Source organism: Acidovorax sp. Q11, from assembly GCF_054950075.1.
This window is the reverse complement of the sequence record NZ_JBUDZG010000034.1, coordinates 17,172-31,888: the sequence shown is the minus strand read 5'-3', so window position 1 is coordinate 31,888 and position 14,717 is coordinate 17,172. Positions and strand designations below refer to the sequence as shown.

16 protein-coding genes are annotated in these 14,717 nt (G+C 66.6%); 3 read left to right on the top strand and 13 right to left on the bottom strand.

Going from position 1 to position 14,717, the window contains the following annotated elements; translation table 11 throughout:
- Positions 1-103: 103 nt before the first annotated feature.
- The 3 genes from thiD to ACYZGB_RS19840 all read left to right on the top strand — a co-directional run bounded on the left by thiD (position 104) and on the right by ACYZGB_RS19840 (position 2,234).
- Positions 104-973: a bifunctional hydroxymethylpyrimidine kinase/phosphomethylpyrimidine kinase gene (gene thiD / locus ACYZGB_RS19850; RefSeq protein WP_462390569.1), complete on the top strand. Its 870-nt coding sequence runs from the start codon at positions 104-106 to the stop codon at positions 971-973.
- A 291-nt stretch (positions 974-1,264) separates the two neighbouring features.
- On the top strand, positions 1,265-1,780 hold the full coding sequence (locus ACYZGB_RS19845) for a hypothetical protein (protein ID WP_462390568.1): 516 nt from the start codon (positions 1,265-1,267) through the stop codon (positions 1,778-1,780).
- A 1-nt stretch (position 1,781) separates the two neighbouring features.
- Positions 1,782-2,234 carry an abscisic acid-deficient protein Aba4 family protein gene (locus ACYZGB_RS19840; RefSeq protein WP_462390567.1) on the top strand — a complete coding sequence of 151 codons (453 nt, stop codon included), beginning with the start codon at positions 1,782-1,784 and terminating at the stop codon, positions 2,232-2,234.
- On the opposite strand, the gene ACYZGB_RS19835 is transcribed toward ACYZGB_RS19840, so the two are convergent.
- The 13 genes from ACYZGB_RS19835 to ACYZGB_RS19775 all read right to left on the bottom strand — a co-directional run bounded on the left by ACYZGB_RS19835 (position 2,231) and on the right by ACYZGB_RS19775 (position 14,680).
- Positions 2,231-3,511 (bottom strand): purine-cytosine permease family protein, encoded by a 1,281-nt coding sequence (locus tag ACYZGB_RS19835; protein WP_462390566.1) that lies wholly within the window; start codon positions 3,509-3,511, stop codon positions 2,231-2,233. The genes ACYZGB_RS19840 and ACYZGB_RS19835 overlap by 4 nt on opposite strands.
- Positions 3,512-3,858: 347 nt before the next feature.
- Positions 3,859-4,152, bottom strand: a complete 294-nt coding sequence (locus ACYZGB_RS19830) for a hypothetical protein (RefSeq protein ID WP_462390565.1) — start codon at positions 4,150-4,152, stop codon at positions 3,859-3,861.
- Positions 4,153-4,190: 38 nt separating this feature from the next.
- Positions 4,191-4,493, bottom strand: a complete 303-nt coding sequence (locus ACYZGB_RS19825) for a hypothetical protein (protein ID WP_462390564.1) — start codon at positions 4,491-4,493, stop codon at positions 4,191-4,193.
- Between the two features lie 48 nt (positions 4,494-4,541).
- Positions 4,542-5,600, bottom strand: a complete 1,059-nt coding sequence (locus ACYZGB_RS19820) for an NAD(P)/FAD-dependent oxidoreductase (RefSeq protein ID WP_462390582.1) — start codon at positions 5,598-5,600, stop codon at positions 4,542-4,544.
- Positions 5,601-5,631: 31 nt separating this feature from the next.
- Entirely contained in the window at positions 5,632-5,961 is a 330-nt protein-coding gene (gene fdxA / locus ACYZGB_RS19815) for a ferredoxin FdxA (protein WP_055393870.1), read from the bottom strand.
- A gap of 114 nt (positions 5,962-6,075) precedes the next feature.
- A complete protein-coding gene (locus tag ACYZGB_RS19810) occupies positions 6,076-7,449 on the bottom strand; it encodes a sulfate adenylyltransferase subunit 1 (protein ID WP_462390563.1) in 1,374 nt (457 codons plus the stop codon).
- A gap of 14 nt (positions 7,450-7,463) precedes the next feature.
- Positions 7,464-8,417: a sulfate adenylyltransferase subunit CysD gene (cysD, locus tag ACYZGB_RS19805; RefSeq protein ID WP_462390562.1), complete on the bottom strand. Its 954-nt coding sequence runs from the start codon at positions 8,415-8,417 to the stop codon at positions 7,464-7,466.
- Between the two features lie 15 nt (positions 8,418-8,432).
- A complete protein-coding gene (locus tag ACYZGB_RS19800) occupies positions 8,433-9,056 on the bottom strand; it encodes a phosphoadenosine phosphosulfate reductase domain-containing protein (RefSeq protein WP_462390561.1) in 624 nt (207 codons plus the stop codon).
- 46 nt (positions 9,057-9,102) lie between these two features.
- Positions 9,103-9,489, bottom strand: coding sequence for a DUF934 domain-containing protein (locus ACYZGB_RS19795; RefSeq protein WP_462390560.1), 387 nt, complete (start codon positions 9,487-9,489; stop codon positions 9,103-9,105).
- A gap of 29 nt (positions 9,490-9,518) precedes the next feature.
- Positions 9,519-11,306, bottom strand: a complete 1,788-nt coding sequence (locus ACYZGB_RS19790) for a nitrite/sulfite reductase (protein ID WP_462390559.1) — start codon at positions 11,304-11,306, stop codon at positions 9,519-9,521.
- Positions 11,307-11,328: 22 nt separating this feature from the next.
- Positions 11,329-12,132, bottom strand: a complete 804-nt coding sequence (locus ACYZGB_RS19785) for a sulfite exporter TauE/SafE family protein (protein WP_462390558.1) — start codon at positions 12,130-12,132, stop codon at positions 11,329-11,331.
- Between the two features lie 133 nt (positions 12,133-12,265).
- Complete coding sequence (gene mnmC / locus ACYZGB_RS19780; protein WP_462390557.1) at positions 12,266-14,224, bottom strand: bifunctional tRNA (5-methylaminomethyl-2-thiouridine)(34)-methyltransferase MnmC2/FAD-dependent 5-carboxymethylaminomethyl-2-thiouridine(34) oxidoreductase MnmC1; 1,959 nt, start codon at positions 14,222-14,224, stop codon at positions 12,266-12,268.
- A gap of 183 nt (positions 14,225-14,407) precedes the next feature.
- Positions 14,408-14,680 carry an oxidative damage protection protein gene (locus ACYZGB_RS19775; RefSeq protein WP_010461281.1) on the bottom strand — a complete coding sequence of 91 codons (273 nt, stop codon included), beginning with the start codon at positions 14,678-14,680 and terminating at the stop codon, positions 14,408-14,410.
- Positions 14,681-14,717: the final 37 nt, after the last annotated feature.

The window sequence follows — 14,717 nt, the reverse complement described above, 5'->3', positions numbered from 1 at the left end:
CGCACCATAACGGTGGGACACCCCTGTTTCGTCCGGAAAAATCAATTACAGCACAAGCCCGCGCCGCTCTTTTTGCGCTAGCGCATAGGCCATAATTTTTGCCATGACTTCTTTGACCCCGCCGTCCTCCTTGCCGTCCACGCCTTCCACACGCCGTTATGTGCGTGTGCTCTCCATCGCGGGCTCCGACAGCGGCGGCGGCGCGGGCATCCAGGCCGACCTCAAGACCTTCAGCGCGCTGGGCTGCTACGGCATGACGGCCATCACCGCCATCACCGCGCAGAACACCTGTGGTGTGACGGGCATCCACGGCATTCCGCCCGAGATGCTCAAGGCGCAGATCGACGCGGTGGCGCAGGACATCGGCGTGGATGCCGTCAAGATCGGGATGCTGCATTCACCCGAGGTGGTGCGTGTGGTGGCCGATGCCATCCGCAGCTACCAGCTGCCCCATGTGGTGCTGGACCCGGTGATGGTCGCCACCAGCGGCGACCGCCTGATCGCGCAGGAAACCGTGGGCGTGCTGGTGCAGGAGCTGTTTCCGCTGGCCGAGGTGATCACCCCCAATCTGGACGAAGCAGGCTGGCTGCTGGGCCGCACGATCGAGGGCGTGGATACGCTGGACGCCGCCGCGCAGGCCCTGCGCGCGCTGGGCGCCCCGGCCGCGCTGCTCAAGGGTGGGCACCTGCCCGGGGACTGGGTGGTGGATGTGCTGGCCCTGCCAGACGGCACCTGCCAGCGCCTGGCATCGCAGCGCATTGCCACCCATAACGGCCACGGCACCGGCTGCACGCTGTCGTCGGCCATCGCATCGCACTTGGCGCTGGGCGCGCCCCTGCCGCAGGCGGTGGAACGCGCCCGGGCCTACATCCTGGGCGCCATTGCCGCCGGTGCCAATGTGACCACCGGGCGCGGCCATGGCCCGCTGAGCCATGGCTATGCGCCGCTGCCGCAGGTGGCGGTGCAGGGCTGAAGATTTTGGTTTTTTTGGGCGCCTTGCGCGCGTCCATCAAGCTTTGTTTGCTATAAAAATAGTAGTTCTCTCTGTGGCTGCTGGGAAATCGCCATAGGCTGAAAGCGCTGCCGAAACCTGTGGGCGCTCCTTTGGCGGGGCGCGCGATCCCGTGCCGTACAATCCGCGCCGGGTTGAAAGGCCGCCCACCTCGCAAAAGCGCAAGCACCTTTTTCTTTTCCCTTTCGCAAGCCTGGCTTGCATACCCTCCGTGGCTCGCAGCGAGACGAGCCGCATGTTTCTGGAGCCGGTATGCCCTCTCTTTTTGCTCGCGCACCGCGCGTTGCTGCCACAGCCTTGCCGCTGTCGCCTTCCTCTAATCTTTCGTCGTCTCCTGCACAGGCCGCCATGCTGCGTGAGGCCAAGCGTTTGCACCGTGCTGCCACGTCCGATGCGTTGTCAGAGGCTTTGCCGGTGCTCCGGCGGCTGCTGGCCGCGCGTGCGGTTCCGGCCTGCCCCTTGCAGGCGCTGTTCCGCGATCGTGCAAGCCTTCAGCGCAAGCATGTGCTGAGGATGCTGGCCTTTGAGGCAGGCCATGCGAGCTGGGAGGCCTACAGCCAGGCCCTGTCCGGCCTGGACTCCCAGTCGGTGGTGTTGTCGGTGGCAGCACAGCGCAGCACGGCCATGCTGAAGCACTGGTTTGTGGGCGAACAGCAGGCCATGCAGTTCGCGTCGGCCCATGGTGGGCTGGTGACACGGGTTGGTCACCAGGGGGCCGTGGTGTGGCCGGTGCAAGAGCGCCTAAGGGGCCGCGAGGGGGAGCGCTGAGATGAACGAAACCCTCTTTTCCGTGGCCAGCGTAGGCGCCATGCTGGGCTGGCTGGCACTGGGTGTGGCGGTCATTGCGCCGCCGGGCCGCCTGCGGGCGTCATTGCTGGTGGTGGCCGGGCGGTGGGTGCCTGCTGCGCTGTGCGCCCTGTATGCCTGGTTGTTGGTTATGCACTGGGGCACTGCACCGGGCGGGGGCTTTTCCAGCCTCGCCGCCGTGCAGGCCCTGTTTGCCGTGCCTGGCAAGGTGCTGGGCGGCTGGGTGCATTTTCTGGCGTTCGACCTGTGGGTCGGGCACTGGATGGCGGCCGATGTCCTGGCGCGCGGACGGGCGCGGTGGCCGCTGCTGGTCTTGTTGCCCGCCACCTTTATGTATGGGCCGCTGGGTTTGCTGCTGTACCTGGCCACACGGCTGGCGGGGCCCCGGCCATCGCCAGCGGGCCTAGGCAGTTAGAGGCTGCGCGGCCGGGTGGCCCAGGCCAGCGCAAAGCTGAACGCCAGCGCTGGCAGGGCCGAGCCCGCACCCGGCAGCACCTTGGGCGCCAGGTGGTACACCGCAATGCCCGCCAGCCAGATGGCCACGGGCGCCACATTCACCTTGCGCGCAGCCGCCAGCAGGGCGGTCGCATCGGTGCCAAAGGCCAGGCGCCCCAGAATCACGCCAAAGAGCGGCACAAACACCGAGCTGAGCAGCAGCAGGAACGGCTCCAGGCTGTGCATGGGTAGCACCAGCGCCAGCCCCGTGCACAGCGCGGCCACCAGCAGGCCCCAGGCGCGCACGCCAAAACGCGGCAGCAGGCTGTGGGCCGACACGGCGCCCGAATAGGTGTCGCCATAGGCGTTGTCCACCTCGTCGATCAGGATCAGCGACAGTGCAATCAGCCCACCCTGGGCCAGCAGCAGCGCCTGCACCAGGTCCTTGCTCGGTAAGGTCAGCGCCACCAGCACGCCGAGCGAATAGCACCACATGTTGGCCAGCGCATAGCCCAGCCAGGTGCCGCGCAATGCCGAGCCCCCGTTCTTGCCATGGCGCGCATAGTCGGCCACCAGCGGCAGCCACGAAATCGGCATGGCAATCACCAGGTCCAGCGCAGGCAACACGCCCATGCCGCCCGCGCCCTGGCGTGTCCACAGCGCTTCAAAACCCTGGGCCTGCGCCAGCGACAAGAACTGCCACGACAGCCACAGCAGCGACAGCACCACCAGCGGCAGCGCCACGCGCGCAATCACCTTGCGCACCAGCTGCACCATCGAGCCGCTGATCAGCAGCATCACCACGCCGCCCCACAGCAGCGTCGCCAGCACCGGCCAATGGGCACCGGCCATGGCGCCCGACTGCTGGCCAATGGCCACGGTGGCATCGCGCATCACCACCAGCTCGAACGTGCCCCAGCCCACCAGCTGCACGATGTTCAGGATGATGGGCAGGCTGGCAAACGTGCGGCCATACACGGCGTGCATCAGCCCCGCACTGGCCAGGCCGCTGTCGCAGCCCAGCTTGGCCACCCAGCCCAGCAGGCCCGCGCCCACGATGGAGCCGGCGACGATGGCAATCAGTGCCTCCTTGGTGCCCAGCGCGGGCATCAGGTACGCGCCCACCTGCATGACCAACAGGCCCACGCCCAGGCTGAACCAGAGCGAGGCGTGGTCATGCCACTGGAAGACGCGGCGGTCGGGGGAAATGGGGGCCAGCGCTTCGTTGGTGGTGGGCGCGGTGGGTGATGAGGACATGGTGGCTCCGTAAGCAGCAGGTACGTTCCTACAGAGCAGGGGCGCCGGACGCCCGCCAGCACGCGCCCGGTTGACGGGCCCCTGGCATCGCGAACATGCTTCCCTGCGCGAGGATGATCTCAAAGCCGCCAAGGCAAAGCGTTGGTGGCAACAGGTTCGAAGGGTTTGATCTCAGCCTTGCAGCAGATGCTTGCAGGACACCCCTAGCGATGGGGGTGGATTCTAGTGAAATGAATGGCGTGCTGGGGGGGAAGTCGGTATCTTCATTGGCGCGGCGGGAACTGGCTCGCATGAGCTAGTGGTGATCTATGGAAGCACCACCGTTTGCACTTGAACCAGAGCAGACGTCAGAACTGGTCCCATTTCAAGGTCGATGAGGCCCAAGCTGCTAGTTCCGCGTGAGCTATTGCTTCTTCCAGTGTGTGGAAAACTGCAGAGGGATACTTCCAAAAGTCACGCGGCGTTGTAGGTGAAGCCCACTGGACGTCGAATCCCGGAACGGTTTGATCCTCTTGGATCTCCGGTGGGTCTTCCCAGTCGCCCGATCCGTAGCGAATCGAGCAGCTAACAATACGGACGCCTGTTGGCACAGTGCCGTCGTACAGCCACGTTCCTTCTTTCACGACAGTGAAATCGCTCATCGAACGTCCGTCTTTGGCCGAGTTCTGCCTCATGCTGGTCAGCTCAGTGACAGGCCCCGCTGCGACAGTCTCCCTGCAATTCGCGCAATAACGGTCTCTGGCAGGCCATCAAAATCGCCGTCGTCAACATTCAAGGAGAACCACTGGCGATTTACGGATAGTTGTGCGGTTCTACCCTGATGGCTCCATGATTTGATTTCCACATGCCCTTGGAGCTCAGGCAGGGTTATCCAAATGCAGTCGTGGTACAGGGCGTGCTGAACCCCTGCAACACGCATCGCGGCCGACAACTCCTCAAGTCCGTCGTTGTGATCTGTACCGAGCTCTGTGTTGATCGCCATTAGGTCGAGGGCGCAATGTCCGCTGTAGGGGGACTACTGTCGTTCAGCTCAGCGTACCGCAGCGGGCGCAGCCACACCCAGCAACTGGTGCAGCCGTGGGCTGGTGGTGGTGTACTGCAGCGCCACCTTGTCGCCCTTGAGCGCCTCGGCGGCGCCAAAGGCGGCCAGAGTGGCCTCGTGGAAGCCGCACAGGATGAGCTTGCGTTTGCCGGGGTAGGTGTTGATGTCGCCCACGGCGTAGATGCCGGGCACACTGGTGCGGAAGGCCTCGGTGTCCACCACCAGCTGTTTGCGGTCCATGGCCAGGCCCCAGTCGGCGATGGGGCCGAGGCGGGGCGAGATGCCCAGCACGGCCACCAGCAGGTCGAGTGCCAGGGCGCGGGTGCTGCCATCGGCGTCCACCACCTGCAAGGCGGTCAGCTGGTCACCAGAGGTTTCGATACCGGTGATCTGCGCGGCCTCGACGTGGATGTGGCCCGCATTGCGCAGTTGCTGCAGGCGCTGCAGCAGGGCATCCGGGGCCTGGAACACATCGCGGCGGTGCAGCAGGCTGACGCGGGCGGCCTGGCCTTGTTCGGCCAGTGCCACGGCGCGGGCCACGGCGGGCTCGTCGCCGCCGTGCACGACCACATGGAGCCCGGCTACGTGGGCCGTGGCGGGCAGGTTCTGGTAGTGGACCTGGGCGCCCACAAAGCGCTCGATGCCGTCCACCTTGAGCGTGCGTGGCACAAAGGCGCCCACACCGGCAGCAATGAACACCGTGCGGGCCAGCAGTTGTGCGCCCTGGGAGGTTTGGACCAGCAGGCGCCCATCGGCTTGCACGGCGAGCGCCGACACCAGCGTGTTCAGGTGCCACTGGGTTTTGAACGGCGCGATCTGCTCAAGCAGCAGGCCAGCCAGCTCGCGCCCGGTGCACACGGGGATGCCGGGGATGTCGTAGATGGGTTTGTCGCCGTACAGCTCGACGCACTGGCCGCCCGCATGGGGCAGGGCGTCGATGACATGGGCGGTGATGCCTTGCAGGCCCAGCTGGAAGACCTGGAACAGGCCCACAGGACCCGCGCCGATGACAACGGCGTCGGTCTCTACGACGGCGGGCACTTGCAAAGTCTCGGTCACCAGCGGGGCGCGGGGCGGTTTACTTGACCAGTTCGTTGACCTTGCCCGGCTTGCCGTTCCACTCGTCGGCATCAGGCAGCGCGGGCTTGCGCTTGGTGATGCTCTTCCAGCCGTCGGCAAAGGCCAGGTCGGCGTTGAGCTTGATGAAGGCGATCTGGTCTGCGGGCAGGTCTTCTTCGGCAAAGATGGCGTTGGCCGGGCACTCGGGGATGCAGACGGCGCAGTCGATGCATTCGTCAGGATCGATGACGAGCATGTTCGGGCCTTCGCGGAAGCAGTCCACGGGGCACACGTCCACACAATCGGTGTACTTGCACTTGATGCAGTTTTCGGAGACGACGTGGGTCATGACAGGAGTTGTGTGGGTCGGTGAAAACCCTCGATTTTAAAAGCTTTCACCGACCTTTGGTTACAGGGTCCCTCACCCCGATGGGGTGACTGGGGGTTGGGGTGCTGATTTGGATCAGTGGACCAGCACGGCGCCAGCGGTTTTGTGGCTGGCGGTGTCCACCAGGATCAGCGAGCCCAGCACGCGGGCCTGGCCGAACGCAGCGGCGGGGATGGCCTCTTGCAGCACGAGCTGGACATGGCCAATGGCGTTGGGGTCGAGCTGCGTGGCGGCTTCTTCGGCCAGCGTGTTGATGTTGAGCTTGTGTACCACGGCCTTGACCTTGGCCTTGACCCAGCGGTGGCCGTGCAGCGCCCAGTACACGCGGCCCGCAACCAGCGGTTCGTCGTCCATCCAGGCGATGGTGGTGTGCAGCTCGCGGCTGGCAGGCCAGGCTGGGGTGGCGGCGGGTGTGTCGCCAAAGTCGTCGTCAGCGGCCGGGGCAGCGGCTGCCGTGGGGGCGGCCAGGATCCAGTCGCCGCGCGACACGTCCACCTCTCGGTCGAGGATGATGCCGGCGCTGGTGCCTGCGGGCACATCGGTGGGGCGGCGGGCGTGGTCCAGCACCTGGGCCACGGTGGCCAGCTGGCCGCTGGGGAAGACCTGCACGGCGGTGCCGGGCGCAAAACTGCCTGCAGCCACGCGGCCCCAGAACACGCGGCGGCCCTGGCTGGTGTCGGAGGAGGACGAGAACTTTTCGACCCACTGCACGGGGAAGGCGGGGGCCAGCGCCGTGTCGGCGGGGGTGTTGGGCAGCACTTCCAGCACCTGCAGCAGGGTGGGGCCTTCGTAGCCGCACCAGCCCGCGTGGGCGTCCACCACGTTCCAGCCCTTGAGGGCGGACACGGGTACAGTGGCGCGCACGGCAATGCCAGCCGCCTGGGCGAAGGACTGCAGCGCGCCCTGGATGTGCTTCCACGCGAGTTCGGGGTCTTCTACCGCGTCGAGCTTGTTCACGGCAAACACCAGCGAGTGCACGCGCAGCAAATGGGCCAGCAGGCTGTGGCGGCGGGTTTGGGGCAGCAGGGCCAGGCCGGGGTTCTTCCAGTCGAGCTTGGTGGCATCGACCAGCACCACGGCGGCGTCGGCGCTGCTGGCGGCGGTGACCATGTTGCGGGTGTACTGCTCGTGGCCAGGGGCGTCGCCGATGATGAACTTGCGCGCTTCGGTGGCGAAGTAGCGGTAGGCCACGTCGATGGTGATGCCTTGTTCGCGCTCGGCGCTGAGGCCGTCGGTCAGCAGGGCCAGGTCGGTTTCGCCCTGGCGCTGCACACCGGCCAGGTGGTCTTGCAGCACGGCCTTGCTGTCCACCAGCAGGCGGCCGATCAGTGTGCTCTTGCCGTCATCCACCGAGCCGCAGGTGATGAACTTGAGGGCGGAAACATGGTCATTTTGGGCTTCACCGCCCGTCTGGTAAGCGTTGGCAGCTATCGAATTGGTAGTAGTCATCAGAAGTGCCCGTCTCAGAAATAGCCGTCTTTTTTGCGCTTCTCCATCGAAGCGTCGGAAGTCTTGTCGTCCATGCGGGTCGCGCCGCGCTCGCTCACGTCGGCGGCCAGGGTCTCGATGACGATCTCGGCCGGGGTGGCGGCGGTGCTTTCCACCGGTGCGGTGCAGGTGATGTCGCCCACGGTGCGGAAGCGCACATCGCGCGTTTCCACCACGTCGCCCTCACGCGGCGGAGTCAGCTCGGTCACGGGCATCAGCAGGCCCTTCTTGTCCACCACCTGGCGCTTGTGGGTGTAGTAGATGCTGGGCAGCGCGATGTTTTCGCGGTCGATGTACTGCCACACGTCCAGCTCGGTCCAGTTGCTGATGGGGAATACGCGGAAGTGCTCGTTTGGCTGCAGGCGGGTGTTGAACAGGGTCCACAGCTCGGGGCGCTGGGCCTTGGGTTGCCATTGGCCAAAGCTATCGCGGTGCGAAAAGATGCGTTCCTTGGCGCGGGCCTTTTCTTCGTCGCGGCGGGCGCCGCCGATCAGCGCGTCAAAGCGGAATTCTTCAATCGCTTCGAGCAGCGTGACCGACTGGTGCACGTTGCGCGACTCGCCCGGGTGGGCCAGGCGCACGGTGCCGCGCGCCATCGAGTCTTCCACGCTGCGCACGATGAGGTCGGCGCCCAGCTCCTTCGCACGGAAGTCGCGGAAGTCCGTCACTTCAGGGAAGTTGTGGCCCGTGTCGATCATCAGCAGCGGGTAGGGGATGTGGCCTGCGCCAAAGGCCTTCTCTGCGCACTTGAGCATGACCAGCGAATCCTTGCCGCCCGAGAACAGCAGGGTGGGGCGTTCGAAGGCGGCGGCGACTTCGCGCAGGATGAAGATGGTTTCTTCTTCCAGTGCGTCCAGGTGGGAGTTGTTGAGGTGATAGCTCATGTTGTTGGTTTTCTCAAGCAGCGCTGAGTCTGTGTGGGCGTTCATGGTCGGACCCTGGGGTCAGTGGGCCAGGTGCAGACCACACTCGCGGTTGTCTTCGCCCTTGGTGGGGTCCACATAGTCGAAGTTGTTGGGCAGGCCGTGCTTCACGCAGTATTCGTGCAGCTCCTTGGACGACCAGTACAGCAGCGGCGCGACCTTGATCAGGCCGTCGGGGTTGATGCTGACCGGGTCCATCTGCGCACGCACGGCGGTGTCGGTGGCGCGCAGAGCGGTGAACCAGACCTTGGGCGCCGTTTCGCGCAGGGCGCGGGCAAAGGGTTCCAGCTTTACTTCTTCGGTGAAAGCGGCGTGGCGCGGATCATCCAGCGCGGGCGTGGCGCCCTCCACGGCTTCGCGGTGCGCGCGCGAGCGGCGGGGCAGGTAGATCTTGAGATTCAGGCCCAGCTGCTTCGTCACCTCGTCGGCAAAGCGGTAGGTGGCTTCGGTGTTGTAGCCGTTGTCCATCCAGACCACGGGCACATCGGGGTTCACCTGCGACACCATGTGCAGGATCACCGCCTCGAAAGGGCGGAAGTTGGTGGTGACGATGGGGCTTTGGCCCAGGCCCAGTGCCCAGGCGACGAGGCCCTCGGCGTTGTGGCCGAGTTCAGCGTTGATGCGTACGAGATCGAGTTGGCTCATTGTGCTGTGCGATGGGGTAGGGGTGGGCTTGGCAGGGGGGCGCCGATCAAGCGGCCTTGCTGGCAAACAGCGGCTGGGGGTTGACGGCGTCGCCCTGGTAGAAGCCGGGGAACATCTCGAACTGGCGCTGGGCGTCGGCCGGGTCCACGCCTTCGCGCAGCACGGCCGAGCTGAAGCCCGTGCGCTGCATCTGCACCAGCTGGTCGATCAGCACGTCGCCCGTGGCGCGGATGTCGCCCGCAAAGCCACGGCGGCGGCGCAGCAAAAACGCCTGGCTGAACGCGCGGCCATCGGTGAAGCTGGGGAAGTGCAGGTCCACGCGCTCAACGCCATCCAGTGGCAGGGCCAGCGCGTCGGCATCGTTGGCCAGCGCCACGGTGCGAGCATCGCCTTCTGCGGGCGGCTGATGGTCTTGGGAGGCAAGAATTTTCATGGTCATGGATGGGGCAGTGCGGCGGTGGCTCAGGCCGTAGCCAGCGCTTCGGAGGCGGGGTGGCGGGCGGTCTTTGCGGCTTCCTTGAACGGGTCGAGGCCGGTACGGCGCACGGTGTTCTGGAAGGTCTCGCCGCTTTCGCGCAGGTCGCGGTAGGTGCTGAGCACAGCCTCGATCACGTCGGGCACTTCGGCGGCCGAGAACGAGGGGCCAATCACCTTGCCGGCCACGGCAGCGCCCGACAGGTCAGAGCCGTCGGAGCCGCCCAGCGTGACCTGGTACCACTCCTTGCCGTCTTTATCGACGCCCAGGATGCCGATATGGCCGCTGTGGTGGTGGCCGCAGCTGTTGATGCAGCCGCTGATGTGCAGGTCGATCTCGCCGATGTCGTCCAGCTCGTCCAGGTCCTGGTAGCGCTGGGTGATGGCCTCGGCAATCGGCAGCGAGCGGGCGTTGGCCAGTGCGCAGAAGTCGCCGCCGGGGCAGGCGATCATGTCGGTGAGCAGCTGCACGTTGGCGCTGGCCAGGTCCAGGGCCTTGGCTTCTTGCCACAGGTCAAACAGGCGGCTGGCGTGCACCCAGGGCAGCAGCACGTTCTGGTCGTGCGTCACGCGGGCTTCGCCGGCGGAGTATTTGTCCACCAGGTCGGCCAGGGCGATCAGCTGCTCGCTGGTGGCGTCGCCGGGCGACTGGCCGGGGCGCTTGAACGACAGCGTCACTGCGCGCAGCTGTGGATTTTGGTGGGCGTGCACGTTGCGTTTGAGCCAGCGGCCAAACATCACATGCTCGGCAGCCTGGGCGTCCAGTGAGGCCTGCAGTGCAGCGGGGGGCACGTCGGCAATGTCGGCCAGCTGGGGCGCCACAAAGCATGCGGCCACGCGGTCGAACTCGGCCTGCGGGATGGTGTGGGGGCCGCCGTCAATCTCCACGATCTGACGGTACTCGGCTTCCACGTCGTCGATGTACTGCTGGCCTTCGGACTTCACCAGAATCTTGATGCGGGCCTTGTACTTGTTGTCGCGGCGGCCGTGCTCGTTGTACACGCGCACGATGGCCTCGATGTAATTCATGATCTGGTTCCAGGGCAGGAACTCGCGGATCACGGTGCCGATGACTGGCGTGCGGCCCATGCCGCCGCCCACAAACACCTTGAAGCCGATCTCACCCGCATCGTTCTTGACTAGGTGCAGGCCCACGTCGTGCCAGCCGGTGGCTGCGCGGTCGTCCTTGGCACCGGTGATGGCGATCTTGAACTTGCGGGGCAAGAACGCGAACTCGGGGTGCAGCGTGGACCACTGGCGGATCAGCTCCGCGTAGGGGCGCGGGTCCACGATTTCGTCCACGGCGATACCCGCCAGGGCGTCGGTGGTGGTGTTGCGGATGCAGTTGCCGCTGGTCTGGATGCCGTGCAGGTTGACGCTGGCCAGCAGGTCCATCACATCCGCGCTTTTGGACAGCGGAATCCAGTTGAACTGCACGTTGGTGCGGGTGGTGAAGTGGGCGCAGTGGGTGGGCAAGAAGGTGGTGCCCAGCTTGCCCTGGCCTTCCATGGCGGCCTTGAAGACGGCCGCTTCGGGCTCGTCGTATTCGCGGGCGATCTGCGCCAGCACGCGCAGCTGGCGGCTGGCGATTTCGCCGTAGGGCACGGCCACACGCAGCATGGGCGCGTAGCGTTGCACATACCAGCCGTTTTGCAGGCGCAGAGGGCGGAAGTCGTCCTCGCTCAGCTTGCCCGTCTGCCAGCGCGTGAGCTGGTCGCGGAACTGGTGAGCGCGCTGCTGCACGAACTGGGTGTCGAATTCTGTGTATTGGTACATCGTGGGGCGGGAACCGGGGGTCCTAGATCAGAATCAATTTGAGGCCTGCCCAGGCCAGAAGAACGGACAGGGCGCAGCGGATCAGGCGCTCAGGCGTGCGGGTGACCAGGCGCGAACCCAGCCAGATGCCCGGCAGCGAGCCAGCCAGCAATTGTGCAAGCAAAGGCCAATCCACGGAGCCCAGTGAGGCATGACCCAACCCTGCCACCAGGGTCAAAGGCACGGCGTAGGCAATGTCGGCGCCAATCACGCGCGGCAGGGGCAGCAGGGGGTAGACCAGCAGCAGCACGGTGACGCCAATGGCGCCCGCGCCCACCGAGGTGAAGGTGACCAGCGTGCCGATCACGGCGCCCAGCAGCACGGGCAGGCTCCAGTGGCGGGGGCGGGTGGGGTCGCCCGCGTGGGTCTTGCGGGCGGCGGCTTCGGCCGCCTGGCGCTGGGCCGAAAACGCAATGGCTTTGTAGAGCGTGGCCGCCGCCGTGAGCAGCAGGGCAAAACCCAGCGTGGTGGTCATGATGCTTTGCGCCGTGCCGCTGGCCGGGCCCATTGCCTTGAGTGCCCACAGCGCCAGCAGCGCGGCCGGAATGCTGCCTGCGCACAACTGGCCCACCACCTTCCAGGGCACCAGGCGCTGGCGGGCCAGGCTGACAGTGCCGCCCATCTTGGTAAAGGCCGCAAACAGCAGGTCGGTGCCTACGGCCATGTGCGGCTTCACGCCAAAGAAGAAGATCAGGATCGGCGTCATGAGCGAGCCACCGCCCACACCCGTCAGGCCTACGATGAGCCCGACGGCAAAGCCCGCAAAAACAAACGCCAATTCATGCATGGCGGCGAATGTAGAGGGGCTTCTTATGGATGCAAACTATTGTTTTGCTCTGCCAATATGTCTATTTGTTTATAAGCAAGGATTGGCGCGGGCTGGCGGGGGGGGCTGCCTTGGGATGCCTGCGGCGCCCGCGTTACGGCAGGCGCTCGGTGCCCAGTGCCTTGGCCAGCCGTGCGTCGATGGGCAAGGGCTCGCCTTGCAGGCGGGAGGCCAGCAGTTCGCCGCACAACAGTGCCAGCGTCAGGCCCCGCGCGCCCATGGCGGTGCTGACCCACAGCCCGGGCAGGTTTGCAGGGTCTACGGGGCCCACGATGGGCAGGCGGTCGGGGGCGGTGCAGCGCACGGCGGCCCAGGTGTGCAGCGCGGCTGGGTCCCCGGGGGCGTGCTGTGGCGCTGGGGACTGCAGCGCCTGTGCGAACAGGGGTTCCAGCCGGGGGGCGATGCCGGGCAGCAGGCCTTGCAGCTTGCCCCTGTTGGTGGCGTGTGCGGCCCGGATGTCGGCGGCACTGGGGGGCAGGGCCTGCACATCCCGCTCAAACGTGGAGCCCATCACCCAACCCCAGCCCTGGCGGCCACCTGCATCGCCGCCCAGCGGAAAGCGGGGCACCAGGTTGCCGTTGCCGTTGGCCGGAAACGGCAGCAGCGGCGCTGCAGCGCCAGCATGTGCGCCCCAGGACACCTGCCCCCGAACCGGCTGCAGGGGCCAGCGGTGGTGCAGCAGTTCCGGGCTGCCCGCGCCCGCCGCAATGACCACCGCGGGCGCCTCGGCCAGCACTTGGCCCTGGGCGTCCAGCGCCTGCCAGACCGGGGTGGCCGGGTGGCCATCGGCGGCGGGGGGCTCGGCACGTCGTAGCTGCGCCACCTGACAGCCGCCTTGCCAGCGGATGCCGGGCTGCGCCAGCAAGGCCGTGGCCAGGCGGGCCGGGCGCACCCAGCCTGCCTGGTGGTGCCAGCAGGCGGTGGCATCGGGCGGTAGCTGGGCGGCAGCCAGGGCGGCGGGGGGCGCAGGCTCGCTCCAGGCGGCGCCTGGGCCATCCAACCAACCGGGCGACAGGCCGGGCGTGCCATTGGTGCGATGCTCCAGCACGCCGCAAGGGTCCCAGTCCACGCCCTCGCTCAGCAGCCAGCGGGCCTGCTCCAGCGTGGTGCGGATGCCGCTGCGCGACAGGCGCGACAGCACGCTGTCGTCGGGCGACACATGGGGCGCAAACACCCCGGCGGGCAGGGCCGATGCGCCTGCGGCGGGCTCGGGGGCCTGGTCCAGCACCGTGACCTGCCAGCCGCGCCGGGCCAGGCTGGCGGCGGTGGCGGCGCCTGCAATGCCGCCGCCGATCACGATGCAGGGGCCGGGCAGGGCGGGTTCGGGCGTGGCCACAGGCTGGCGCGTGGTGCGCGGCTCCCAGCGTGGGTTGTAGGTGGCGTGCAGGTTGTCGCGCTTGGGCGGCACGCCGGGCACGCGGTTCACTTCAAAGCCACATTGCGCCAGGGCATCGCGCACGGCGCGTGCGATGGTCCACGTGGCGAGCTGTGTACCGCGCCGGCAACAGCGCGCCACGGCCTTCAGGGTGTGCGGGTCCCAGCTTTCGGGGTTGCGCTGGGGGCTGAAGCCGTCGAGGTAGATGGAATCCACCGTCAGGTTCTGCTGGCGCAGCATGGCCTGGGTGTCGCCCACATACAGGGTGAGCAGCACCCGGCCGTCATCAAAACGCAGGCGGTGCACGCCCGGCAGCAGGCCCCACCATTGCTGGTGCAGTGCTTCTGCCAACGGGGCCAGCTCAGGGTGGACCGAGGTGGCACGCAGCAGATCGGCTGCACTCACGGGCCAGGCTTCTGTCGATACGAAATGCAGCAGCGTGGGCCGCGCGGGGTCGGCCCGCCAGGCGGCCCAGGTCACCAGGAAGTTCAGGCCAAAGCCAAACCCGGTTTCCAGAATGCGCCACTGCGATTGCCCCGCCCATGCCTCGGGCAGGCCGCAGCCGTGCAGAAACACGCGGCGGGCCTGATCCAGGCCGCCGTTTTCACTGTGGTAGCGGTCGCCGAAGCGGGGGCTGTAGGGGGTGCCGTCCGGCAGCCACTCGATGGGTTCAGTCATGAGAACGGCAAAAGGCCGGCGTGGCGCCGGCCTGTTGGAAAGGGAAGGCGGTTTTTACCGCGAACCGCTCCGGGGTGTGTTGCGCTGCGTCACGCGCTGGGCGGGACATATCCCGCTGCAGCGTCTGCGCCGCCGCCAAAAAAGTGGTTTTGGCGAAACCATTTCTCGCAGTGCTTCACTACGTTACGCACTGGGCGGGACATAGCCCGCTGCAGCGTCTGCGCCGCCGCCGAAGAAATGGTTTTCCATCTGCCGGGCCAGGTACTGGCGGGCGCGCGCATCGGCCAGGTTCAGGCGGTTTTCATTGACCAGCATGGTCTGGTGCTTGAGCCAGCCCGCCCAGGCTTCCTTGCTCACGCTTTCCCAGATGCGTTTGCCCAGTTCGCCGGGGTAGGGGGGGAAGTCGAGGCCTTCGGCTTCCTTGCCGAGCTTGATGCATTGAACGGTGCGTGCCATGGGAATTCCTTGTAGTGGGGGCGAGCGAAAAAGGCTT